At 68.4% G+C, this 22,861-nt stretch carries 22 protein-coding genes; 13 read left to right on the forward strand and 9 right to left on the reverse strand.

All coding sequences use genetic code 11. The features are described 5' to 3' along the window. Positions 1-76: 76 nt before the first annotated feature. The 3 genes from DQP57_RS09500 (at position 77) to DQP57_RS09510 (ending at position 2,526) form a co-directional block, all read left to right on the forward strand. The gene (locus DQP57_RS09500; RefSeq protein WP_112632781.1) at positions 77-1,228 is read left to right on the forward strand and encodes a uroporphyrinogen-III synthase; all 1,152 of its coding nucleotides are present in this window, start codon (positions 77-79) and stop codon (positions 1,226-1,228) included. Continuing rightward, positions 1,219-1,995: a sirohydrochlorin chelatase gene (locus tag DQP57_RS09505; protein ID WP_112632731.1), complete on the forward strand. Its 777-nt coding sequence runs from the start codon at positions 1,219-1,221 to the stop codon at positions 1,993-1,995. Before DQP57_RS09500 ends, DQP57_RS09505 begins: the two co-directional genes overlap by 10 nt. A gap of 78 nt (positions 1,996-2,073) precedes the next feature. Then, on the forward strand, positions 2,074-2,526 hold the full coding sequence (locus DQP57_RS09510) for a hypothetical protein (protein ID WP_112632732.1): 453 nt from the start codon (positions 2,074-2,076) through the stop codon (positions 2,524-2,526). Between the two features lie 13 nt (positions 2,527-2,539). Here the strand turns inward: DQP57_RS09510 and nirD are convergent, their stop codons facing one another. Beyond that, the gene (gene nirD, locus DQP57_RS09515) at positions 2,540-2,908 is read right to left on the reverse strand and encodes a nitrite reductase small subunit NirD (protein WP_112632733.1); all 369 of its coding nucleotides are present in this window, start codon (positions 2,906-2,908) and stop codon (positions 2,540-2,542) included. A 10-nt stretch (positions 2,909-2,918) separates the two neighbouring features. Beyond that, positions 2,919-5,501, reverse strand: coding sequence for a nitrite reductase large subunit NirB (nirB, locus tag DQP57_RS09520; RefSeq protein WP_112632734.1), 2,583 nt, complete (start codon positions 5,499-5,501; stop codon positions 2,919-2,921). Between the two features lie 227 nt (positions 5,502-5,728). Here nirB and DQP57_RS09525 point away from each other — a divergent pair, with 227 nt between their 5' ends. Then, positions 5,729-6,169 (forward strand): Hsp20/alpha crystallin family protein, encoded by a 441-nt coding sequence (locus tag DQP57_RS09525; protein ID WP_112632735.1) that lies wholly within the window; start codon positions 5,729-5,731, stop codon positions 6,167-6,169. A 69-nt stretch (positions 6,170-6,238) separates the two neighbouring features. On the opposite strand, the gene DQP57_RS09530 is transcribed toward DQP57_RS09525, so the two are convergent. Beyond that, entirely contained in the window at positions 6,239-7,000 is a 762-nt protein-coding gene (locus DQP57_RS09530) for an isocitrate lyase/PEP mutase family protein (RefSeq protein WP_112632736.1), read from the reverse strand. Positions 7,001-7,105: 105 nt separating this feature from the next. On the opposite strand from DQP57_RS09530, the gene DQP57_RS09535 reads away from it, so the two are divergent. From DQP57_RS09535 to DQP57_RS09550, 4 genes are all read left to right on the forward strand, one after another. Beyond that, positions 7,106-7,420, forward strand: coding sequence for a hypothetical protein (locus DQP57_RS09535; RefSeq protein ID WP_112632737.1), 315 nt, complete (start codon positions 7,106-7,108; stop codon positions 7,418-7,420). Positions 7,421-7,500: 80 nt separating this feature from the next. Further along, a complete protein-coding gene (locus DQP57_RS09540; RefSeq protein WP_112632738.1) occupies positions 7,501-8,328 on the forward strand; it encodes a hypothetical protein in 828 nt (275 codons plus the stop codon). 45 nt (positions 8,329-8,373) lie between these two features. Next, positions 8,374-10,293 (forward strand): fumarate reductase/succinate dehydrogenase flavoprotein subunit, encoded by a 1,920-nt coding sequence (locus DQP57_RS09545; protein WP_112632739.1) that lies wholly within the window; start codon positions 8,374-8,376, stop codon positions 10,291-10,293. Next, positions 10,290-11,036 carry a succinate dehydrogenase/fumarate reductase iron-sulfur subunit gene (locus DQP57_RS09550; protein WP_067123930.1) on the forward strand — a complete coding sequence of 249 codons (747 nt, stop codon included), beginning with the start codon at positions 10,290-10,292 and terminating at the stop codon, positions 11,034-11,036. Before DQP57_RS09545 ends, DQP57_RS09550 begins: the two co-directional genes overlap by 4 nt. Positions 11,037-11,351: 315 nt before the next feature. Here the strand turns inward: DQP57_RS09550 and DQP57_RS09560 are convergent, their stop codons facing one another. Continuing rightward, positions 11,352-11,840, reverse strand: coding sequence for a flavin reductase family protein (locus tag DQP57_RS09560; protein WP_112632740.1), 489 nt, complete (start codon positions 11,838-11,840; stop codon positions 11,352-11,354). An 82-nt stretch (positions 11,841-11,922) separates the two neighbouring features. Beyond that, on the reverse strand, positions 11,923-12,969 hold the full coding sequence (locus DQP57_RS09565; protein ID WP_430918636.1) for an isopenicillin N synthase family dioxygenase: 1,047 nt from the start codon (positions 12,967-12,969) through the stop codon (positions 11,923-11,925). A 201-nt stretch (positions 12,970-13,170) separates the two neighbouring features. On the opposite strand from DQP57_RS09565, the gene DQP57_RS09570 reads away from it, so the two are divergent. Then, a complete protein-coding gene (locus tag DQP57_RS09570; protein WP_112632741.1) occupies positions 13,171-15,006 on the forward strand; it encodes an acyl-CoA dehydrogenase in 1,836 nt (611 codons plus the stop codon). 332 nt (positions 15,007-15,338) lie between these two features. Here DQP57_RS09570 and DQP57_RS09575 read toward each other — a convergent pair whose 3' ends face one another. Then, a complete protein-coding gene (locus tag DQP57_RS09575; protein WP_112632742.1) occupies positions 15,339-16,682 on the reverse strand; it encodes an acetyl-CoA C-acetyltransferase in 1,344 nt (447 codons plus the stop codon). A gap of 152 nt (positions 16,683-16,834) precedes the next feature. Between DQP57_RS09575 and DQP57_RS09580 the strand changes: the two genes are divergently transcribed. Both DQP57_RS09580 and DQP57_RS09585 read left to right on the forward strand, forming a co-directional pair. After that, on the forward strand, positions 16,835-18,199 hold the full coding sequence (locus DQP57_RS09580) for a 3-oxoacyl-ACP reductase (RefSeq protein WP_112632743.1): 1,365 nt from the start codon (positions 16,835-16,837) through the stop codon (positions 18,197-18,199). Between the two features lie 26 nt (positions 18,200-18,225). Further along, positions 18,226-19,068 carry a MaoC/PaaZ C-terminal domain-containing protein gene (locus tag DQP57_RS09585; RefSeq protein WP_112632744.1) on the forward strand — a complete coding sequence of 281 codons (843 nt, stop codon included), beginning with the start codon at positions 18,226-18,228 and terminating at the stop codon, positions 19,066-19,068. A gap of 22 nt (positions 19,069-19,090) precedes the next feature. On the opposite strand, the gene DQP57_RS09590 is transcribed toward DQP57_RS09585, so the two are convergent. Genes DQP57_RS09590 through DQP57_RS09600 form a run of 3 tightly spaced genes read right to left on the reverse strand, consistent with a single transcriptional unit; the run spans position 19,091 to position 22,225 of the window. Further along, positions 19,091-20,344 carry a chloride channel protein gene (locus DQP57_RS09590; RefSeq protein ID WP_112632745.1) on the reverse strand — a complete coding sequence of 418 codons (1,254 nt, stop codon included), beginning with the start codon at positions 20,342-20,344 and terminating at the stop codon, positions 19,091-19,093. Between the two features lie 23 nt (positions 20,345-20,367). Then, a complete protein-coding gene (locus DQP57_RS09595; RefSeq protein ID WP_112632746.1) occupies positions 20,368-21,018 on the reverse strand; it encodes a TetR/AcrR family transcriptional regulator in 651 nt (216 codons plus the stop codon). 52 nt (positions 21,019-21,070) lie between these two features. After that, the gene (locus DQP57_RS09600; protein WP_112632747.1) at positions 21,071-22,225 is read right to left on the reverse strand and encodes a glycoside hydrolase family 3 N-terminal domain-containing protein; all 1,155 of its coding nucleotides are present in this window, start codon (positions 22,223-22,225) and stop codon (positions 21,071-21,073) included. A 110-nt stretch (positions 22,226-22,335) separates the two neighbouring features. Here DQP57_RS09600 and DQP57_RS09605 point away from each other — a divergent pair, with 110 nt between their 5' ends. Next, a complete protein-coding gene (locus tag DQP57_RS09605) occupies positions 22,336-22,539 on the forward strand; it encodes a DUF2613 family protein (protein ID WP_112632748.1) in 204 nt (67 codons plus the stop codon). An 87-nt stretch (positions 22,540-22,626) separates the two neighbouring features. Continuing rightward, positions 22,627-22,800, forward strand: coding sequence for a DUF2613 domain-containing protein (locus tag DQP57_RS09610; protein ID WP_007769006.1), 174 nt, complete (start codon positions 22,627-22,629; stop codon positions 22,798-22,800). The last annotated feature ends 61 nt before the right edge of the window (positions 22,801-22,861 follow it).

Below are 22,861 nucleotides of genomic sequence, written 5' to 3' on the forward strand. Positions count from 1 at the left end.
ACGGGCAATGCCACAGCAATTGACCGGTAACGCAACGGAAACGTCGCAGGCATACACACTTCATATGGCCCCCCAACTGGCCCCACCAGACTCCGCGCCGCTGACCGGCTACCGGATCGCCGTCACGTCGGCGAACCGCGCCGAGGAGCTGTGCGCGTTGCTGCGCCGCAACGGCGCGGAGGTGTCCAGCGCCGCGGCCATCAACATCATCGCGCTGCCCGAAGACGAAGATTTACACAGCCACACCGAGGCGGTGATCGCCGACCCGCCGGATATTTTGGTGGCGCACACCGGCATCGGCTTTCGCGGCTGGGTCGCCGCGGCCGACGGGTGGGGCCTGGCCACCCAGCTGCTGGCGTCGCTTGCCAAGTCGCGGATCGTGGCGCGCGGCCCCAAGGCGACGGGAGCGTTGCGCGCCGCCGGGTTACACGAAGAATGGTCGCCCAAATCCGAGTCGTCCCGCGAAGTTCTGCGTTACCTGCTCGAATCGGATGTCGCCGGCAAGCGCATCGCCGTCCAGCTGCACGGCGCGGCCGACGGGTGGGATCCGTTCCCCGAGTTCATCAACGGCTTGCGATCGGCGGGCGCGCAGGTGGTGCCCATTCACGTATACCGCTGGAAGCCGACGCCGGCCGGCGGTGACTTCGACCAGCTGGTGGCCTCGGTCGCCCGGCGGCAGTTCGACGCGGTGACCTTCACCTCCGCCCCCGCCGGCGCGGCGCTGCTGGAGCGCAGCCGCGAGTTGGGCATCGAAGATCAACTGCTGCAAGCGCTGCGCAGCGACGTGCACGCGATGTGCGTCGGCCCGGTCACCGCGCAACCGCTGATCCGCGCCGGGATCCCGACGTCGTCGCCCGAGCGAATGAGGCTAGGGGCCTTGGCCCGCCACATCGCCCAGGAACTCCCGCCGCTGCGGTCGTGCACCATCCGCGCGGCCGGTCACGACATCGAGATCCGCGGCACCTGCGTGCTGGTCGATGGTTCGGTGAAGTCGCTGTCGGGGTCGGGCATGGCGACGCTGCGCGCGCTGGCGCAACGCCCCGGAGATGTCGTCGCGCGCAACGACTTGCTGCGCGTGTTGCCCGGCAACAGCAGCGACCCACACGCCGTCGATACCGCGGTGCTGCGGTTGCGAACGGCGTTGGGCGACAAGAACATCGTGGCGACTGTCGTCAAGCGCGGCTACCGGCTCGCGATCGATCACCCGGAAGACTCGCCATGGCACTGATCCTGGCGGCACACGGCACCCGCAGGCCGGGCGGCGTGGCGATGGTCGAAGGCCTTGCGGCACAGGTGAGTACGCTCGTCCACAGCCCGGTGGACGTCGCTTTCGTGGACGTGGTGGGTCCCACCCCCACCGAGGCTCTGATGCGCGCGAAGGCGTGCGACCGGCCGGCCATCGTGGTGCCCGCGTTCCTGTCGCGGGGATACCACGTCCGGGCGGACCTGCCCGCCCACGTCGCGGCCAGTGGACACCCGAACGTGCTCGTCACCCCCGCGTTGGGTCCGAGCGGTCAGATCGCTCGTATTGTCGGCGACCAGTTGGTGAAATGTGGTTGGCGACCGGGCGATTCGGTGGTCCTGGCCGCCGCGGGAACCTCGGATGCCGCGGCGCGCACCGACCTGCACACCACCGCGACGTTGGTGTCGGCCCTCACCGGATCGCGGGTGAGCCTGGCGTTCGCGGCCGGTGATGCGCAACTGCCCGAGGCCTTGGAAAGGGTCGTAGCCCGGGCCCGTGCGCGGCGCCCCGGCGGTCGTGTCGTCGTCGCCTCATACCTGCTGGCCGACGGCCTGTTCCAGCAACGGCTGCACGGCTGCGGCGCGGACCTGGTCAGCGAACCGCTGAGCACCCACTCCGGGCTGGCGCGCCTGGTCGCGAACCGGTTTCGGCGGGCCCTGCCGCCGGTGCTGGCCCCCACCGCACGGCACGCGTCGCGCCGATCGAGCCCGCATCAGCTGGCTCGCGGCCACGCCGTGCGCTCGGTTCCGTAGCGCGAAACGCCGGGTTTCGAGGCGCGCCGTTGCCCGCCATTCCTTGATCTTTGCCCCCAGACGGGCGATCCTGGCACCATGCCCCGTCGCGAAGAGCCATCGCATGGGATCCTCGACCCGGTCGCCAAGATGTTGCGGTTGCCCTTCGGCACACCGGAATTCATCGACCGGATGGTCACCGGCGGGGTCAATCAGGTGGGCCGCCGGACGCTGCGCACGCTGATCACCACCTGGGACGCCGCCGGCGGCGGCCCGTTCGCGGCCAGCGCCATCGCGTCGACGGGGATGGCGAAGACCGCCGAGATCGTGCAAAACATGTTCGTCGGCCCGGTCTTTGGCCCACTGCTGAAGATCCTCGGGGCCGACAAGGTCGCCCTGCGGGCCTCGCTGTGCGCCTCACAACTGGTGGGCCTGGGCATCATGCGCTACGGCATCCGCTCCGAGCCGCTGCATTCCATGTCGGTCGACGCGATCGTCGACGCCATCGGGCCGACGCTGCAGCGCTACCTGGTCGGCGACATCACCCGGTGAGCCGGCCTCGGACTCAGGCGGCCCGCTGCTGGTAGTCCCGCGCGATCTGCACGTAGCCGTCGGCCGTGATCCGCACCGGGTACACCGGCACCGAGACGGTCGGATCGTCCAGGCACGAACCATCTTCCAGCGAGAAGGCCTGCTTGAGGATGGGCGACTGCACGGTGACGCGGCCGTCGCGGTCCCCCACGATGCCGCGCGAGAGCACCGCGGCCCCGGAGAACGGGTCGACGTTGCCGATCGCGTGCACCGAGCCGTCGTCGAGCCGGAACAGCGCCGCCTGGGAACCGTCGTCGAGCAGCACGCCGACTCCACGGCCCGGAATGAGGTGGTCGTAAGCGCAAGCGCGGGTCCACACCTGGATGTCGTTGAGAAGTGTCATGATCCCTTCCTCATTCTTCCGGAGTTGTCGCTGCACGAACGCGCGGCATGCCAATGGACACAGGGATTTTGCGTCCGGCGTGCTCGGTGAACGCCACCGTCGAATCGACGGCATCCGGGGCGTTGACGAAGGACACGAACCGCGACAGCTTGTCCGGGTCGTCCAGCACGCCCTTCCATTCGCACTTGTAGTTCTCGACGTGCCGCTCCATTGCGGCCTCGAATTCGGCGGCCAGGCCCAGCGAGTCGTCACACACGACCTCGCGCACGTGGTCGAGTCCGCCGTCGAGGGAGTCGACCCACGGCGCCGTGCGCTGCAGCCGGTCGGCCGTCCGGATGTAGTACATGACGAACCGGTCGACATAGCGGACCAGCGTTTCGGTGTCCAGATCGCTGGCCAGGAGCTGCGCATGCTTCGGTGTCATGCCGCCGTTGCCGCCGACGTAGAGGTTCCAGCCCTTTTCGGTGGCGATGACGCCCACGTCCTTGGAACGCGCCTCGGCGCATTCCCGCGCGCAGCCCGAAACGCCCATCTTGATCTTGTGCGGCGCCCGCAGCCCGCGGTAGCGCAGTTCGAGATCGATGGCCAGCTGCACCGAATCCTGTTGCCCGTAGCGGCACCAGTCGGTGCCCACGCAGCTTTTCACGGTGCGCAAGGCCTTGCCGTAGGCGTGGCCGGACTCCATGCCGCCGTCGACCAGGCGCTTCCAGATCTCCGGCAGCTGGTCCACCCGGGCGCCGAACATGTCGATTCGCTGACCGCCGGTGATCTTGGTGTAGAGCCCGAAGTCCTGGGCGATCTGGCCGATCAGGATCAGGTGCTCGGGCTTGATGTCACCGCCGGGCACCCGCGGCACCACCGAGTAGCTGCCGTTCTTCTGGATGTTGGCCAGGAAGTGGTCGTTGGAATCCTGCAGCGAGGCCTGCTCGCCCTCGAGGATGTGGTCCGACCCGGTGGACGCCAGGATGGAGGCGACCACGGGTTTGCAGATGTCGCAACCCTTTCCGCGACCGAAGCGCTCCAGCAGTCCGGAGAAGGTCCGGATCTCGGTGACGGAGATGATCTCGAAAAGCTCTGCGCGCGACTGGCTGAAGTGCTCGCAGAGGGCCTTGGACTGTTCCACGCCCTCGGCCTCCAGCAGCTGCTTGAGCAGCGGGACGCACGATCCGCAGGAGGTACCGGCCGAGGTGCACGCCTTGAGGGCGGGGACATCCGCGCAGCCGTCGGCGATCGCGCACTTCAGATCGCCCTTGGTCACGTTGTTGCACGAGCAGATCTGCGCCGAATCCGGCAGCGCCCCAACGCCCAACGCCGTGCCGGTGCCGGAGGAGGCTGGCGCGATCAGCGCCAGCGGGTCGCCGGGCAGCTCGCTGCCGACCATGGGCCGCAGCACCCCGTAGGACGAGGCGTCACCGACCAGCACGCCGCCGAGCAGCGTCTTGGCGTCGTCGGAGAGCACCAGTTTGGCGTAGGTCCGGTTGACCGCGTCGTTGATGGCGACCTCGAGGCAGTTCTCGGTCGTGCCCATCGCGTCGCCGAAGCTGGCCACGTCGACGCCCAGCAGTTTGAGCTTCGTGGACAGGTCGGCCTCGCCGAACTCGGCGACGCCGTCGAGCAGCCGGTCGGCCACCACCTCGGCTGAGGTGTAGCCCGGCCCCACCAGGCCGTAGCAGCGGCCTCCGATCGCGGCGACCTCACCGATCGCGTAGATGTCGGGATCGCTTGTCTGGCAAGCCACGTCGGTGAGCACCCCGCCACGCTCGGCGCGCTGCAGCCCGGCGGCGGTGGCCAGTTCGTCGCGCGGCCGGATGCCGGCCGCGAAGATCACCAGGCCCGCGTCGATGACCTGGCCGTCGGTCAGGCTGACCCGCACCGAGGTGGTGCCGTCGCCGTGCTCGACCGGCTCGATCGATTCGGTGCCCGTGCCGACGTGCACCGAGATGCCGAGCTCGCCGATCATCCTGGCCAGCAACGCGCCGCCGGCTTCGTCGATCTGCTGGGCCATCAGCCGCGGCATCATCTCGACGACGTGGGTCTGCAACCCGAACTGGCGCAGCGCATTAGCGGCTTCCAGCCCGAGCAGGCCGCCACCGATGACGACGCCCGCGGCGGCGTGTGAGGTCTCCACCGCGCGCTGGGCGTCGGCGCGGATGGCGTCGAGGTCGTCCAGCGTGCGGTACACGTGACAGGCAGGTAGATCGTGACCCGGCACCGGCGGCACGAAGGCGTACGACCCGGTCGCCAGGACCAAGGCGTCGTAACCGTGCCGCTGACCGTCGGCGGTGACCACCGTCTTTGCCGCGCGGTCTATTTCGGTAACGCGCTGGTTGAGCACCAGCCGGACCTGTTCGTCACCCTCATATTCGTTGCCGGGCAAGGCCAGTAGCTTGCGATCCCAGCTTTCGGTGTAGGAGGTCAGACCCACGCGGTCGTAGGCCGCGTTAGTCTCCTCGGCGAAAACCGTGATGCGCCACAGTCCCTCGGTGTCACGGGCGCGCAGCGCCTCGACGAACCGGTGCCCCACCATGCCATGTCCGACTACGATGATGTGACGAGGCGCACAGCTGGCGCGCGAAATCCCGTCTGCAGACATGGCTTTGAGAGTAACGGCCAGAAATTACGTTCTTTTCGCCCAATGTGACGGTCCTATGACGAGGATCTCACAACTCACAGGAACGACTGTGATTGATCGTTCGCTGCCGGCGAACGGCGAGGTGGAACTTAAGCGTGGTCGACTCATGTTTGTACGAGTAGCCGGCCACGGAGGCGCCGGTCACAGGAATCTCACAATGAAGCTCAAGGAATTGGAAGGGAAGCGTCATGAGCAACCTCGCACTGTGGTCGCGACCGGCCTGGGACACCGACCGGTGGCTGCGCGACTTTTTCGGCCCCGCCGCCGCGGCGGACTGGAACACCCCGGCGACCAGCGGTTTTAGGCCCGCAGCCGAGATCGTCAAGGACGGCGACGACGCGATCGTACGGGTCGAGCTCCCGGGCGTTGACGTCGACCAGGACGTCAAGGTCGAGGTCGACCGCGGCCGCTTGGTCATCCACGGTGAACACCGCGACGAGCACGCCGAGGAAAAGGAAGGCCGCACGCTGCGGGAGATCCGGTACGGCTCGTTCCGCCGGTCGTTCCAGCTGCCCGCCCACGTCACCGGCGACGCCATCACGGCCAGCTACGACGCCGGTGTGCTGACCGTGCGGGTCACCGGTGCGTACGCGGGAAGCCAGGCGCAGCGCATCGCGATCACCAAATAAGCGCGGGCCCGTCCGCAGAGAAGTAGGCGAATCCGGCGGAGTCCCAACGGCTCCGCCGGATTCAGCGCGTCAGCGCCAGCGGGCCAACAACTGCTTGGCGTGGCCCGCCAGCGCGGCCTGCAGGAAGGGCCCGAAGCTGATGCGCGCAACGCCCAGCGGACCGAAGGACGCCGGGTCGTCCTGATCGGCCAGCGCGATCGCGTTGACCGGCAGCTCCAATTCGGCCGTCAGGCGCCGCAACGTGTCGGGATCGTGGCGGCCCACCGGATAAAGAACATCGGCGCCCGCGGCCGCGCACTGGTTCAGTCGGGCCACCGCCCGCTCGACGCGATCGGAGGCCTCGCCGTCCTGGCGCAGGAACAGATCGGTCCGGGCATTGATGACGACGTGCACCCCGGCCGCGTCGGCGGCCGCCCGCAGCTGCCCGACCAACTCGGTGTGTTCGTCGGCGGACCGCAGCCGCTTGCCCTCCGCGTGCACGGTGTCCTCGATGTTCAGCCCGACGGCGCCGACGCTCAGCAGGCCCTCGATCAGCCGGTCTGCCGGCTGCCCGTAGCCGGACTCGATGTCCACCGACACCGGCACGTCGACCGCGGCGGTGATCTGGGCGACCCGGGTGAGGACGTCGTCGAACGACATGCCCTCGTTGTCCGGTTTGCCGATCGAGTCCGCCATCGGATGGCTGCCCACGGTGAGCGCGGCGAATCCGGCGCCGGCGGCCAGCCGGGCCGACCAGGCATCCCACACGGTCGGCAGGATGACCGGGTGGCCCGGCCGGTGCAGTTCCAGCAGCGTGGCGGCCTTCTCGGCCGGGGCGGCGCGTCCCGTCATACGTGTTTGCTCGCTCGGCATCCGGCTCGGCGAGCTGACGTCCGGCGTGTGCGATGGATAGTATCGAGGGCGAACTGTGATCCGAAACACTGCCGAGGAGATCCTTTGACTCGCACGCCGACCACGACTGGCACGACCGAATTCGCCGAACTGCACGACCTCATCGGCGGCCTGCGGCAGTGCGTGAGCTCCCTGCGGGCCCGATACGGTGACAGCCCGGCCATGCGGCGCATCGTCATCGACGCCGACCGCATCCTGTCCGACGTGGACCTGCTCGACACCGACGTGTCCGAATTGGACCTGGCGGGAGCCACCGTGCAGCAGTCCGGTGAGAAGATCGTCATTCCGGACACCCAGTACGACAGCGAATTCTGGCGCGATGTCGACGATGAGGGTGTCGGCGGTCACAACAGGTCCTGAACAACGAAGCCCCCCACAAGAGGGGGGCTTTCCTCTGTGTACCCTTCGACCTACAGCCCGTTCGAAGAGGAACACACTAAATGAGCGCACCCACGGCGAACCGTCCTGCGTCCGGTGTCTTTTCACCCACGCGCGCCCGTATCCAGCAACGGACCCTACGCACCGATCGGTGGTGGATGTCGCCGCTGCGGATCGATCTCGGCTTCGCGGCCTTCATCATCTACGCGACGGCGCGTGCGTTCCAGCAGAACTACTTCTTCGTCGCGAAGTACCACTACCTAACGCCGTTCTACTCGCCCTGCGTGAGCAAGGGTTGCGGTGAGGCCGGCGACATCTGGCCGCAGTTCCTGCCCGACGTGTGGTGGCTGCCGTACGCCGCGTTGTCGCTGCCGTTCCTGCTGCTGTTCCGGCTGACCTGCTACTACTACCGCGGCGCCTACTACCGCACGGTGTGGCAGTCGCCCAGCGCCTGCGCGGTGGCCGAGCCCCGCGTGCACTACACCGGCGAGACCAAGTTCCCGCTGATCATCCAGAACACCCACCGGTACTTCTTCTACATCGCCGGCATCATCTCGGTGATCAACACCTACGACGCGATCGTCGCGTTCCATTCCGACAGCGGGCCGGGCGGATTCGGCTTCGGTCTGGGCAATCTGATCCTGCTCGGCAACGTCATCATGCTGTGGATCTACACGCTGTCCTGCCACTCGTGCCGGCACGTGACCGGCGGGCGGCTCAAGCACTTCTCCAAGCACCCTGTGCGGTACTGGATCTGGACCCAGGTCAGCCGGATGAACACCCGGCACAAGCTGTTCGCGTGGATCACCCTGGGCACCCTGATGCTCACCGACTTCTACATCGCATTGGTGGCCAGCGGCACCATTCCTGACCTCCGATTTGTTGGCTGACAAGCCATTTCGACACACATCAAGAATTTAGCTAGCGAGGGTTTCATGGTGGAAATCGAGCGGCACACGTACGACGTGGTCGTGATCGGTGCCGGCGGCGCCGGGCTGCGTGCGGTTATCGAAGCGCGCGAACGGGGTTTGCGGGTCGCGGTGGTGTGCAAGTCCCTGTTCGGCAAGGCCCACACGGTCATGGCCGAGGGCGGCTGCGCGGCCTCCATGGGCAACACCAACCCGAAGGACAACTGGAAGACCCACTTCGGCGACACCATGCGCGGCGGGAAATTCCTGAACAACTGGCGCATGGCCGAACTGCACGCCAAGGAAGCCCCCGACCGCGTCTGGGAGCTGGAAACCTATGGGGCGCTGTTCGATCGCCTCAAAGACGGCAAGATCAGCCAGCGCAACTTCGGTGGGCACACCTACCCGCGGCTGGCCCACGTCGGTGACCGCACCGGCCTGGAGCTGATCCGCACCATGCAGCAGAAGATCGTCTCGCTGCAGCAGGAGGACTTCGCCGAGCTCGGCGACTACGAAGCCCGGATCCGGGTGTTCGCCGAAACCACGATCACCGAGCTGATCAAGGACGGCGACGCGATCGCCGGGGCGTTCGGCTACATCCGCGAAAGCGGCAACTTCATCCTGTTCGAGGCGCCCGCGGTGGTGCTGGCCACCGGCGGGATCGGCAAGTCGTTCAAGGTCACCTCGAACTCGTGGGAGTACACCGGCGACGGCCACGCCCTGGCCCTGCGGGCGGGCGCGTCCCTGATCAACATGGAGTTCGTCCAGTTCCACCCGACGGGCATGGTGTGGCCGCCGAGTGTGAAGGGGATCCTGGTCACCGAGGGTGTCCGCGGTGACGGCGGGGTGCTGAAGAACTCCGACGACAAGCGGTTCATGTTCGACTACATCCCCTCGGTGTTCAAGGGGCAGTACGCCGAATCCGAGCAAGAAGCCGACCAGTGGCTCAAGGACAACGACTCGGCCCGCCGCACTCCGGACCTGTTGCCGCGTGACGAGGTCGCGCGCGCGATCAACTCGGAGGTCAAGGCTGGCCGCGGCAGCCCACACGGCGGCGTCTACCTGGACATCGCCTCGCGGCTCACACCCGCGGAGATCAACCGCCGGCTGCCGTCGATGTACCACCAGTTCAAGGAGCTGGCCGGCGTCGACATCACGAAGGAGCCGATGGAAGTCGGGCCGACCTGCCACTACGTGATGGGCGGCGTCGAGGTTGACGCCGACACCGGCGCGGCCACGGTCCCCGGGCTGTTCGCCGCCGGCGAGTGCTCCGGCGGCATGCACGGCTCCAACCGGCTGGGCGGCAACTCGCTGTCGGACCTGCTGGTGTTCGGCCGGCGCGCCGGCCTGGGTGCGGCCGACTATGTGCGGGCCCTGAGCAGCCGCCCGACGATCGCCGAGGGCGCCGTCGACGCCGCGGCCAAGCGGGCGCTGTCCCCCTTCGAGGCGCCGGCCAACGGCGCGGCCGGGGAGAACCCGTACACCCTGCAGCTCGAGCTGCAGCAGTCGATGAACGACCTGGTGGGCATCATCCGCAAGGAGGAAGAGATCACCGAGGCCCTCGAGCGGCTCACCAAGCTGCGCGAGCGGTTCAAGAACCTGCACGTCGAGGGGCAGCGCCGGTACAACCCGGGCTGGAACCTGGCCATCGACCTGCGCAACATGCTGCTGGTCAGCGAATGCGTCGCCAAGGCCGCGCTGCAGCGCACCGAGAGCCGCGGCGGGCACACCCGCGACGACCACCCGGGGATGGACTCGTCGTGGCGCAAGGTGCTGCTGGTCTGCGAGGCGGCCGGCGGCGACGAGGTGATCCCCGACATCACCATCACGAAGAAGGATCAGACGCCGATGCGGCCCGATCTGCTGGAGCTGTTCGAGATCGCCGAGCTGGAGAAGTACTACACCGACGAAGAACTCGCCGGGCACCCGGGACGGAGTGGCAAATGACCTACAACGCGACGATGCGGGTGTGGCGCGGCGACGACGCCGACGGCGGTCTGCAGGACTTCACGGTTGAGGTCAACGAGGGCGAGGTCGTCCTCGACATCATCCATCGCCTGCAGCAGACCCAGACGCCCGACCTGGCGGTCCGGTGGAACTGCAAGGCCGGCAAGTGTGGCTCCTGCTCGGCGGAGATCAACGGCAAGCCGCGGCTGCTGTGCATGACCCGGATGTCCACCTTCGCCGAGGACGAGGTCGTCACCGTCACGCCGCTGCGGACGTTCCCGGTGATCCGCGACCTGGTGACCGACGTCTCGTTCAACTACGAAAAGGCGCGCGAGATCCCGTCTTTCGCGCCGCCCAAGGACCTGCAGCCCGGGGAGTACCGGATGGCGCAGGAGGACGTCGGACGCTCCCAGGAATTTCGCAAGTGCATCGAGTGCTTCCTGTGCCAGAACGTGTGCCACGTGGTGCGCGACCACGAGGAGAACAAGAAGGCGTTCGCCGGTCCGCGCTTCCTGATGCGGATCGCCGAGCTGGAAATGCACCCGCTGGACACCCGCGACCGGCGCAACGACGCCCAGGACGAGCACGGCCTGGGCTACTGCAACATCACCAAGTGCTGCACCGAGGTCTGCCCGGAGAACATCAAGATCACCGACAACGCGCTGATCCCGATGAAAGAGCGGGTCGCCGACCGCAAGTACGACCCGGTGGTGTGGCTCGGCAACAAGCTGTTCCGCCGCTGAGCTGCCGGCCCCGCCATCCGGGCCGTCCCGCCGTGGCACGTTAGGCCGTCGCGGGACCCGGGTAACCACACTGCATCCTGTCGGGTCGCCCCGTGCGGCCGTCTGTCCACGACCGGAAAGGCAGTTCATGGAACCCATGCGGAAACCGCCAGCATCAACAACATTCGCACCGCGATCCGCCAGCTGTCGGTTCGCGCGCAGCTTGCGAACAAAGAAGGCCGATACGCCGATGCCGCCGAGCTCGAGAGCCGCATCCAGGGCTTTCGGGAGGAATTGAGCCACCGCCCCTAGGCGGTCAATCGTGCGCCGAGCCGACTAGGCGCCGAGGCGGCGGAATACGCTGCGGTGGAACACGATCGGCGCCACGTCGGCGTCGACGGTCACCTCGTTGACCCGCAACACCACAATGGTGTGATCGCCGGCCGGAATGAGCTGCTCGATGGCGCTTTCCAGCCAGAGCCCGGTGCCCTTGATGAACACCGCGCCGGTGGACCGCGAGACCGTCTCGAGGCCCGCGAACCTGTCGCCCGTCTTCGCGGCCAGCGTGCGGGCGGCCTCGTCGTGCGCCTCGCCGAGCACGCTGATGCCCAGCATCGGCAGGTCCTTGAGTTTGGGCCACGTCGTCGAGGTGTTTTGCACGCAGAACGATACCAGCGGTGGGTCCAGCGAGACGGGGACAAAGGTGCTGGCCGCCAGGCCTTCCCGGGTTCCGTTGACCTCGGCGGCGATCGCCACCACGCCGGACGGGAAGTGACCGAAGGCCTCACGCAGTGACGACGCTGTCAGCTTGTTGTTCGAGTTCACCGGACTGATTCGCCCCTAGAGCCGGACACGGGATTTTCGACTGTGACCCTACCCGGCGCCGGTCGCGCCGGCACGGCCACCCTCAGCCGTTTTCTAAGCGTTCTGCCGAATATCCGTGCGCCGCGGCCACATCCGGATGGGCCCGCAACCTGCTCTTCCAGGCGTTGCGGCCGTAGACCGAGAACATGGGGTCGGCCGGATCGTGCGACGGCGTCCAGTGCTGATCGGTCCGCGCCGCAAGCTCGTCGGGCAGTGACAGCGCCGGTATCCGCGCGTCCAGGCGCGGGTTGAAGAAGAAGGCCACCGAGATGCGCTCGCCCGCCTGCCCGCACAGGTTCACCCGGTGCTCGGTGGCGCGCAGGTAGCCACGCGTGGCCACCTCCAACAGCTCGCCGATATTGACGATGAACGCCCCCTCGCGCGGCGGCACCTCGATCCAGCCGTCGTCGGGACTCGCGCCGCCGCCGCCGCGCCGGACCTGCAGGCCGGTGCTGCCCGGCTCAGCCAGCAACAGGGTGAGCACGCCGGAGTCGCGGTGCGCGCCGACGCCTTGCGCGCTCGCCGCGCGTCCCGGATACCGGATGATCTTGATCAGGGTGGCCGGCGCGTCGGCGAAGGACGCGTCGAACACGGCGGGCGGGCTGCCCAGCGAGGCCGCCCAGTGCCGCAACAGGGTGCGGGCCACCGCGGACAGCGCGGCGTCCCACTCCTCGACGAGCCCGGCCAGCTCCGGCAGGGCGGCCGGCCACTGGTTCGGGCCCTGCAGCCACCGATAGTCGGTCTTGTCCAGCCCGTCGATCGGGGCGCGCTCCGGTCCGACGTCGATCTGCTCGCGCCAGTCCACCTCGCCGCGGGTCAGTTCGCCGCCGAGCCGGGTGTAGCCGCGGAAATGGGGGCTGCGCACCATCGCGACCGCGTCCTTGTCCGGTTGCGGCAGCCCGAAGAGCCGTCGCGCCGCGTCCAGCATCCGGGTCACCAGATCCGGGGGCACACCGTGACCCGTCAGGTAGAAGAAGCCCACCTGGTGGCCCGCCTCCCGCAGCTGCTGCCGGGCGCGCGCGGACTCGGCCCGCAGGTCCACCGTCGGTATCTCGACGGGCGGGGCAGTGACGGCGCGCACATCGGTCACGGGTGGATCGTCGCCGCAGGTAGATCGGATTTCAACGGCATGACCAGCAGCTTCCCAACCGGTTGGTTAATTAGGCAATGAAATCTAGCTCACATTGACTTGCATACGGCTGACGCGAACGATATTTTAGGTCTTGTTACTGGTGGGTAACTTAGACCTAGTACCCAACCACAAGTGGCATTCTCAACGAGGAGGACCGTAGTGAGCCACTACAAGAGCAACGTCCGCGACCAGGTATTCAACCTGTTCGAAGTTCTGGGCGTTGACAAGGCGCTGGGCCAGGGCGAATACGCCGACCTGGACGCCGACACAGCCCAAGAAATGCTGAATGAGATCAGCCGACTGGCCGAGGGGCCGGTCGCCGACTCCTTCGTCGAGGGTGACCGCAATCCGCCGGTGTTCGACCCGAAGACGCACTCGGTGACGCTGCCGGACTCCTTCAAGAAATCGGTCCAGTCCGTCATCGAGGCCGGCTGGGACAAGGTCGGCATCGACGAGGTGCTGGGCGGCATGCCGATGCCCCGCGCGCTGGTCTGGGCGCTGCACGAGCACCTGCTCGGCGCCAACCCGGCCGTGTGGATGTACGCCGGCGGCGCGGGCTTCGCCAACATCCTGTACCACCTCGGCACCGAGGAGCAGAAGAAGTGGGCCGTCATCTGCGCTGAGCGCGGCTGGGGTTCGACCATGGTGCTCACCGAGCCGGACGCCGGTTCCGACGTGGGCGCCGGGCGGACCAAGGCCGTCAAGCAGGACGACGGCTCCTGGCACATCGACGGCGTGAAGCGGTTCATCACCTCCGCCGACTCCGGTGACCTGTTCGAGAACATCTTCCACCTGGTGCTGGCCCGCCCCGAGGGCGCCGGGCCGGGCACCAAGGGGCTGTCGCTGTTCTTCGTGCCCAAGTTCCTGTTCGACTTCGAGACCGGCGAGCTGGGCGAGCGCAACGGCGTCTTCGTCACCAACGTCGAGCACAAGATGGGCCTCAAGGTCTCGGCGACGTGCGAGCTGAGCTTCGGCCAGCACGACGTCCCCGCCAAGGGCTGGCTGGTCGGCGAGGTGCACAACGGCATCGCGCAGATGTTCGAGGTCATCGAGCAGGCCCGCATGATGGTCGGCACCAAGGCCATCGCGACCCTGTCGACGGGCTACCTGAACGCGCTGGAGTACGCGAAGTCTCGCGTCCAGGGCGCCGACATGACCCAGATGACCGACAAGACCGCGCCGCGCGTGACCATCACGCACCACCCGGACGTGCGCCGGTCGCTGATGACCCAGAAGGCCTACGCCGAGGGTCTGCGCGCGCTGTACCTGTTCACGTCCACCTATCAGGACGCGGCGGTCGCCGAGGCGCTGTATGGGGTAGGCCCCGAGCTGGCGGTCAAGGTCAACGACCTGATGCTGCCGGTCGTCAAGGGTGTGGGCTCGGAGCAGGCGTACGCCAAGCTCACCGAGAGCCTGCAGACCTTCGGTGGCTCCGGCTTCCTGCAGGACTACCCGATCGAGCAGTACATCCGGGACGCCAAGATCGACTCGCTCTACGAGGGCACCACCGCCATCCAGGCGCAGGACTTCTTCTTCCGCAAGATCGTCCGCGACAAGGGTGTGGCGCTGGCCCACGTGTCCGAGCAGATCCAGAAGTTCGTCGATGCCGAGTCCGGCAACGGCCGCCTGAAGACCGAGCGCGAGCTGCTGGCCAAGGCCCTGACCGACGTGCAGGCGATGGCGGCCACGCTGACCGGCTACCTGATGGCGGCGCAGGAGGACGTGACCAGCCTGTACAAGGTGGGTCTGGGTTCGGTGCGCTTCCTGATGAGCGTCGGTGACCTGGTCATCGGCTGGTTGTTGCAGCGTCAGGCCGCGGTCGCCGTGGCGGCGCTCGACGCCGGTGCCAGCGGCGAGGAGCGGTCCTTCTACGAGGGCAAGATCGCGGTGGCGTCGTTCTTCGCGAAGAACTTCCTGCCGCTGCTGACCAGCACCCGCGAGGTCATCGACACGCTGGACAACGACATCATGGAACTCGACGAGGCCGCCTTCTAGGAGGCCTTCGACGGCCACGCACAAATCCCCCGCCTCGCCTGCGAAGCGGGGGATTTGCGTTCGGCAGGTAACGACGAGGCCCTGCTTGAAAGGCCCGCTTGCACGCAAAAGGCCGCCGCTGGATCCCCTCACTCCAGCGGCGGCCCTTTTCGTACGCCAGTCCGCGTGGCGGACGGGCGGTCGCATTCGGGGGATGCCCCGTATTGCCGTCGGGGTCGGGGGGTCAGACCACAACACGGGGCTATCCGGTGGGGCGGATACCCGCGCCCCCTTCTGACTAACCAGATGTGACTCAACTCATGACGAGCGGGGCGAGGCGCCCGAGGTCCCCGTCAGGCCTCCAGGATCGCGGCCACGCCCTGGCCGCCGGCCGCGCAGATCGAGACCAGGGCGCGCACGGGGGCGCCGCCCTTCTGCTCGGCCTTGCGCTGGGCCAGCTGCTTGGCCGCCTGGGCCAGGATCCGCCCGCCGGTGGCCGCGAACGGGTGACCGGCGGCCAGCGACGACCCGTTGACGTTGAGCTTGGACCGGTCGATCGAGCCCAGCGCGCCGTCTAGGCCCAGCCGCTCCTTGCAGTACTCCTCGGATTCCCACGCCTGCAGGTGGCACAGCACCACCGACGCGAACGCCTCGTGGATCTCGTAGAAGTCGAAGTCCTGCAGGCTCAGGCCGTTGCGGGCGAGCAGTCGCGGCACGGCGTAGGTCGGGGCCATGAGCAGGCCGTCGCGCCCGTTGACGTAGTCCACCGCCGCGGTCTCCGAATCCACCAGGTAGGCGAGCGGGGTCAGCGAATGAGCGGCCGCCCACTCGTCGGTGGCCAGCAGCGCCACCGACGCACCGTCGGTCAGTGGCGTCGAGTTGCCGGCCGTCATCGTCGCGTCGCCGGCCTTGACGCCGAACACCGGGCGCAGCTTGGCCAGCTTCTCCGCCGACGAGTCCGGGCGCAGGTTGTCGTCGCGGTACAGCCCGAGAAAGGGCGTGACCAGGTCGTCGAAGAAACCGCGGTCGTAGGCCGCGGCCATGTTGCGGTGGCTGGCGGCGGCGAGCTCGTCCTGGGCGACGCGCGAGATGCCCATCTTCTTGGCCGTGAGCGCCTGGTGCTCCCCCATGGACAGCCCGGTGCGCGGCTCGCTGTTGACCGGGATCTCGACGCCCAGGGTGGCGGGCAGCGTGCCCACCAGCTTCAGCCGTTGCACGTTGGACTTGGCCCGGCGCAACTTGAGCAGCGTGCGGCGCAGGTTGTCGCCCAGGCCGATGGGCGCGTCGGAGGTGGTGTCGACGCCGCCGGCGGCGGCCACCTCGTAACGCCCGGATGCGATGCCCTCGGCGGCGGCGACGGCCGCCTGCAACCCGGTACCGCAGGCCTGCTGCAGGTCGAATGCGGGCGTGTGGGACGACAGCTGCGACCCCAGCACGCATTCGCGGGTCAGGTTGAAGTCCCTGCTGTGCTTGAGGACGGCGCCGCCGACCACGACGCCCAGCCGCTCGCCGGCCAATCCGAAGCGATCCACCAGCCCGCCCAGGGCGGCGGTGAACATGTCCTGGTTGGACGCCTCCGCGTAGGCGCCGTCGGATCGGGCGAACGGAATGCGGTTGCCGCCCAGCACGGCCACCCGCCGACGCTCAGAACTGCGCTGAGCAGACTGTTTACTTGCCTCAGAACTTGCAGCGGCCACTATTCTTCTCCGTGTTTGCGCGGTCTATCGGTTTGGGAATCGCCCGTTCGGGGCCATACTACTCACTGTTCTTACTCTGCAGTAAGTTCGTCCCCGATACGGTTGTGCTGTAGTCATACCCCGATTTCGCAAGAACATGGAAGGTAGCTCCGGTGGCTCCCAAGGCTTCGTCCGATCTGTTCTCCCAGATCGTCAATTCCGGTCCTGGATCGTTTCTCGCCAAGCAGCTCGGCGTGCCCCAGCCCGAGACGCTGCGCCGTTACCAGGCCGGTGAACCGCCACTGGCCGGCGCCCTGCTGATCGGCGGGGATGGCCGGGTCGTCGAACCGCTGCGCACGGCGCTGGACGCCGATTACGACCTGGTGGGCAACAACCTGGGCGGCCGGTGGGCCGACAAGTTCGGTGGGCTGGTGTACGACGCGACCGGCATCACCACGCCCGAGGGGCTGCGGGGGTTGTACGAGTTCTTCACCCCCCTGCTGCGCAACCTGGGCCATTCCGCGCGCGTGGTGGTCGTCGGCACCACGCCCGACGCCGCCGCCAGCCCGCACGAGCGGATCGCGCAGCGCGCGCTGGAGGGCTTCACCCGTTCGCTGGGCAAGGAGCTGCGCAACGGCGCCACGGTGGCGCTGGTGTATCTGTCGCCGGACGCCAAGCCCGCCGCGACGGGCCTGGAATCGACGATGCGGTTCATCTTGTCGGCCAAGTCGGCCTACGTCGACGGCCAGGTGTTCTACGTCGGGGCGGCCGACTCCACGCCGCCGGCCGACTGGGAGCGCCCGCTGGACGGCAAGGTGGCCATCGTGACCGGCGCCGCCCGCGGCATCGGCGCGACGATCGCCGAGGTGTTCGCCCGCGACGGCGCCCGCGTGGTCGCCATCGACGTCGAATCGGCCGCCGAGGCGCTGGCCGAGACGGCCAGCCGGGTCGGGGGCACCGCGTTGTGGCTCGACGTCACCGCCTCCGACGCCGTCGACAAGATCACCGAGCACCTGCGCGAGCACCACGGCGGCCGCGCCGACGTCCTGGTCAACAACGCCGGCATCACCCGCGACAAGCTGCTGGCCAATATGGACGACGCCCGTTGGGACGCCGTCATGGCCGTGAATCTGCTTGCCCCGCTGCGGCTTACCGAAGGTCTGGTGGCCAACGGCACCCTCGGCGAAGGCGGCCGGGTGATCGGCCTGTCGTCGATGGCCGGCATCGCCGGCAACCGCGGCCAGACGAACTACGCCACGACCAAGGCCGGGATGATCGGGCTCACCCAGTCGCTGGCCCCGGAGCTGTACGGCAAGGGCATCACGATCAACGCCGTCGCACCGGGATTCATCGAAACTCAGATGACCGCCGCCATCCCACTGGCCACCCGCGAGGTGGGCCGCCGGATGAACTCGCTGCTGCAGGGCGGGCAGCCGGTGGACGTCGCCGAAGCCATCGCCTACTTCGCCAGCCCGGCATCAAACGCGGTGACGGGCAACGTCATTCGCGTCTGCGGCCAGGCCATGCTGGGCGCGTAGCGCAACGGGCTGTCGAGGAGAATGCGATGAATCAGCCAAGCGGCCTGAAGAACATGCTGCGTGCGGCGGCCGGGGCGCTGCCGGTGGTGTCCCGCAGCAGCGAACTGCCCACCCGCACGGTGAGCATCGAGGAATTGCCGATCGACCGCGCGCACGTGGCCGAGTACGCGGGGGTCACCGGTCTGCGTTACGGCAATCATGTTCCGCTGACCTACCCGTTCGCGTTGACCTTTCCGGCGCTGATGTCGCTGGTGACCGGGTTCGATTTCCCTTTCGCCGCAATGGGTTCGGTGCACACCGAGAACCACATCACCCAGTACCGCCCGATCGCGGTCACCGACACCGTCGGGGTGCGCGTGCACGCCGAGAACCTGCGCGAGCACCGCAAGGGCCTGCTGGTCGATCTGGTGACCGATGTCAGCGTGGGCAACGACACCGCCTGGCATCAGGTGACGACCTTCCTGCACCAGCAACGGACCAGCCTGTCCGATGAGCCCAAGCCGCCCCCGCAGAAGCAGCCGAAGCTGCCGCCGCCGTCCACGGTGTTGCGGATCAGCCCGGGGCTGATCCGGCGCTACGCCGACGCCGGGGGCGACCACAACCCGATCCACACCAACTCGGTCGCGGCGAAGCTGTTCGGATTCCCGACCGTGATCGCGCACGGGATGTACAGCGCCGCAGCGGTGTTGGCCAACATCGAAGCGCAGATTCCCGATGCTGTGCGGTATTCGGTGCGGTTCGGCAAGCCGCTGGTGCTGCCCGCGACCGCCGGGCTCTACATCGACGAACACGACGGCGGCTGGGACATTTCGCTGCGCAACATCGCCAAGGGGTACCCGCACCTGACCGGCACCGTCCGGCCCCTCTAGCGCCGACGGCCTCGCGTCACCGCTAGCCCGCGTGCGTCGTACCGCGGCCCTGGGCAAGCACTTTCAGTGCGTAGGCGCTGCTCGCGGTCAGCAGGAAGAGCAGAACCAGCCACAACGGTGGCCGGGCGAGTTCCCAGACGAAGATCGCCGCCCAGATCGGTGAGCCCTGGGTCACCGCGAGCACGCCGGCGGCGCCGGCGAGCGAGACCGCCGGCACGTGCAGGTGAGTTCCCGTCGCCGCGTTGATCGCCAAGACCAGCGCCGCCCCGGCGGCCGCGCCGGTGGCCAGCGACGGCGTCAGCAGTCCGCCGGCCCCGCCGGCGCGCAGAAACAGCGCGGTCAGTAGGGGTTTCAGCGCCAGGATCGCCAACGCGGACACCAGGGTCATGCCGCTGGCCAGGCTCACGGTCAGGATGCTGCGGCCGTTGCCGGGCAACTCGGGCCACCAGTGCGAGCACACGCCCATCACCAGGCCCGCGCCGGCGAGCGCGGGGATCAGCAGCGCAGTCCTGGGCTGGCGGGTGGGTCGGGCCGCGGCCATCAACCGGTTGAACGCCAGCCCCACCACGAGGGCCACTGGCGCCAGCAGCAATCCGTGCGCGGTCAGCAGATACGTCGACTCTCCGATCGGCCACTGCAGATTGGGTTGATCGCGGGTGATGGCCGAGCCGACGGCGACCGCCAAGCCGGAGGACAGAAACGCCGCGCCCACCGCCCGCGGCCGCCAGGTGGTGAGCAGGATCCGGGTCGAGAACAGCGCACCGGCCAGCGGAACCGCATACACCGCGCCCAGGCCCGCGCCGGCCGCGCAGGCAAGCAGGATTTCGCGGTCGCGCGGACCCAGCCGCCTGAGCCATCCGGTTCCCACATCGCCGAGCGCAGCGGCGAATTGGCGCGGGGCCCCCTCTCGCCCGAGCGAGGCGCCCGATCCGACGAGCAGCACCTGCAGCATGGCGTCGACGCTCCAGGAAAGCCGCGGGACCGGTGCGCGGTCGGCGATGGTCTGCGCCAGCGCGGGCACCTCGGCCCGGCGCCGCAACAGCCACCACCCCAGGCCCGCCAGGCCGGCCCCGATCATCGGGCCCAGCACCCGCCGGATCGGGCTGCTGGCGGCCACCCCGGCCAGCAGCGGGCCGAAACCGTAGTGGTAGGTGGCGTGCTGGACCGCGCGCAGCACGAACGTCGTCGCCAATCCGGCGACCCCGGCGAGCAGGCCGACGATGATTACCGCGCAGAAGAATTCGACGTTGGCGCGGTCCGAGCTCGGCGCGCTCATTCGGGCCACCTGAACGGCTGGGTCTAGTCGCCGGCGGCGTCCGCGCCGCCCGCCTCGGGGTGCGCCGCGGCCGCTTCCCGTTCCGCCGGTGAGCCCTTGAGGCCGTACCAGAACAGGTCGATCATCAGCTGTGCCGCCTCCTCGACGTCGACGTCGCCCGTGCTGAGCCGATTCGCGACGGCCTCGCCGGCGCCCACCAGGGCCACGGCCATCATCTCGTGTTCGCGCTCGGAGCGCGGATTGCGGCTACCCGCCCGCATCAGCCCGGCAACCAGGTCGATGATCTGCTCGCGCCCCTCGCGGACCATGTGGGCGAACGCCTGCGAGCTGGTGGCCTGGGTGTACATCACGATCCAGGACGCCCGGTTGGCGTCGATGTAGCGCATGAACGACGCGATGGTGTTGCGCAGCATGTCGTTGGGGCTCTGCTGGAAATCGATGTCGGCGCGTACCGCGTCGATGAACCGGCCCATCTCCCGGTTCAGGCAGGCACCGAACAGGTCTTCCTTGGAGCCGTAGTACAGGTACAGCATCGGCTTGGAGATCTGCGCCTCGGCGGCGATGGCATCCATCGAGGTCTCGTGATAGCCGTTGACCGAGAACATCTGGACGGCGGCGTCGAGCATCTGCTGCTCACGGACGGCGCGCGGTAACCGCTTGGTGCCACCCGCCATCGCTTACCTCTCCAGCCCGTCTATCTGACTCAAGGGTAAGCAATGCGCCTCGCTAGTGGCCGCAGTTGGGGCTGGGGCCCTTCATCGTCGCCACCCGCACCAGCGAATCGTCGACCTGCTTGGCCGGCAGGTCGCCGGACGCCACCGCCTGCTGCAACCGGTCCAAGACCGCCGGCACCTCGTCGGTGGTGACCCACAGCGCCACGTCGACGCCGGCCCGCAGGCTGCGCAGCACGGCCTCCGCCACCCCGTATCGGTCGGAGATGGCCGCCATGCTGGACAGGTCGTCACTGAATACCGGCCCGGTGAACGGCGGGCCCTTGTAGCCGACGCCGTTGCGCAGCAGCTGCACCGCCTCGGGACTCAGGCTGGCCGGGGCGTCGCCGGTGAGGCCGGGAACCTGCAAGTGGCCCACCATGACCCCGACCGGCGGCGTGGTCACCAGGGTCCGGTAGGGCACCAGGTCGTTGTTCTGCAGAGCGTCCAGCGGCGGCGTGACGACGCCCCCGGTGTGCGAGTCGCCCGAGCCGTGGCCGTGGCCGGGGAAGTGCTTGAGCACCGGCAGCAGCCCGGCGTCGCGCAGGCCCTGCGCGTAGGCCCCGGCATACTCGGTGACGGTGGCCGGATCCGCGCCGAACGACCGGTTGCCGATCACGGCGTCGTCGGGCTCGTCGCTGACGTCGACGACGGGTGCGAAGTCGACGGTGATGCCCAGGTCGCGCATCTTCTTGCCGCGGTCGGCGGCCAGGTCGTGCACCTGCTGGGCCGTTTGCGTCTGCGCCAGCTCGCGGGGCGACGGCGAGGTCCCGATCAACGACTTCAACCGCGAGACCCGCCCGCCCTCTTCGTCGACGCTGACCGCCAGGGGCAGCGGCCCCGCCTTGGCCGCGATGTCGGCCAGCGGTCCCTTGAAGATCGACAGGTCCGTCCAGCTACCGATGAAGATGCCACCCACGTGGTAGCCGTTGACGACGTTGCGGGCGTCGTCGGCGTTCTTCACGCCCACCATCAGCAGTTGGGCGAGCTTGTCGCGGATGCCCAACGTGGCCGGGACCGCCGACGGGTCGGCGCACACCGGCGGCGCCGGAGCGGCCACCGGCTTGCTCGACGTCGACGGGCTGGACGGGTGGGCGGCGTGTGGGTGGCCGCAGCCGGCCACCAACACCGACGCGGCTGCGAGCACGGCGAAGGTGCGCGAAAATGCCATCGGGCCATGCTTTCACGGCGGGCGTTTCGCGCCTGGCTCCAGGGGGGATCAACGGTACGTTGCTGATCAGGGGGCTGCACGCCCGTCGGACTGGCAGGGAGGAGCCAGCGATGACCGGTTTCACGTTGGCCGCCGCGGTCAGCGTCGCGGTGGGCCTGTCCGTCGGGGTGGCGACGACCGTCGGGATCACGCTGGCCGTGGCGGATCAGAGCCTGGTGTCGGTGCCGAGCCTGCAGCGCCCCGCGCTTCCGGCCGGGCCCTACCAGGTGGAATACGGCGACCGCTGTTTCCACGGACACTGTCTGCACTGGTGACCGGCACCCCGGTTGACGGGGAGCCCTTCTGCTAGGTTGGCGCTAGGTCGAAAGTCAGGACCGCAAGCCGATACTCAGGAGCCGTCGATGAACCGGATCGTTGCGCCCGCCGCAGCGAGCGTTGTGGTTGGCCTGTTGCTCGGCGCGGCCGCGATCTTCGGGATCACCTTGATGGTCCAGCAAGACACGAAGCCGCCACTTCCCGGGGGCGATCCGCAGTCGTCAGTGCTCAACCGGGTCGAGTACGGCAACCGTAGCTAGCCAGTCGCGGACGGGGGCCGCAGCGCCGGCCTCATGCTCGACGGCTGGGCCGGTTTCGCGG

It is taken from the genome of Mycobacterium colombiense (genome assembly GCF_003284935.1).
Lineage (GTDB): Bacteria > Actinomycetota > Actinomycetes > Mycobacteriales > Mycobacteriaceae > Mycobacterium > Mycobacterium arosiense_A.

What these genes read in the sequence shown, in the direction of transcription:
- DQP57_RS09505 (WP_112632731.1), top strand. Translation starts at nt 1,219, where the DNA reads ATGGCACTGATCCTGGCGGCACACGGCACCCGCAGGCCGGGCGGCGTG.
- nirB (WP_112632734.1), bottom strand. Translation starts at nt 5,501, where the DNA reads ATGTCTGCAGACGGGATTTCGCGCGCCAGCTGTGCGCCTCGTCACATC.
- DQP57_RS09605 (WP_112632748.1), top strand. Translation starts at nt 22,336, where the DNA reads ATGACCGGTTTCACGTTGGCCGCCGCGGTCAGCGTCGCGGTGGGCCTG.
- DQP57_RS09590 (WP_112632745.1), bottom strand. Translation starts at nt 20,344, where the DNA reads ATGAGCGCGCCGAGCTCGGACCGCGCCAACGTCGAATTCTTCTGCGCG.
- DQP57_RS09545 (WP_112632739.1), top strand. Translation starts at nt 8,374, where the DNA reads ATGGTGGAAATCGAGCGGCACACGTACGACGTGGTCGTGATCGGTGCC.
- DQP57_RS09550 (WP_067123930.1), top strand. Translation starts at nt 10,290, where the DNA reads ATGACCTACAACGCGACGATGCGGGTGTGGCGCGGCGACGACGCCGAC.
- DQP57_RS09610 (WP_007769006.1), top strand. Translation starts at nt 22,627, where the DNA reads ATGAACCGGATCGTTGCGCCCGCCGCAGCGAGCGTTGTGGTTGGCCTG.
- DQP57_RS09510 (WP_112632732.1), top strand. Translation starts at nt 2,074, where the DNA reads ATGCCCCGTCGCGAAGAGCCATCGCATGGGATCCTCGACCCGGTCGCC.
- DQP57_RS09600 (WP_112632747.1), bottom strand. Translation starts at nt 22,225, where the DNA reads ATGGCATTTTCGCGCACCTTCGCCGTGCTCGCAGCCGCGTCGGTGTTG.
- DQP57_RS09525 (WP_112632735.1), top strand. Translation starts at nt 5,729, where the DNA reads ATGAGCAACCTCGCACTGTGGTCGCGACCGGCCTGGGACACCGACCGG.
- DQP57_RS09530 (WP_112632736.1), bottom strand. Translation starts at nt 7,000, where the DNA reads ATGACGGGACGCGCCGCCCCGGCCGAGAAGGCCGCCACGCTGCTGGAA.
- DQP57_RS09540 (WP_112632738.1), top strand. Translation starts at nt 7,501, where the DNA reads ATGAGCGCACCCACGGCGAACCGTCCTGCGTCCGGTGTCTTTTCACCC.
- DQP57_RS09595 (WP_112632746.1), bottom strand. Translation starts at nt 21,018, where the DNA reads ATGGCGGGTGGCACCAAGCGGTTACCGCGCGCCGTCCGTGAGCAGCAG.
- DQP57_RS09585 (WP_112632744.1), top strand. Translation starts at nt 18,226, where the DNA reads ATGAATCAGCCAAGCGGCCTGAAGAACATGCTGCGTGCGGCGGCCGGG.
- nirD (WP_112632733.1), bottom strand. Translation starts at nt 2,908, where the DNA reads ATGACACTTCTCAACGACATCCAGGTGTGGACCCGCGCTTGCGCTTAC.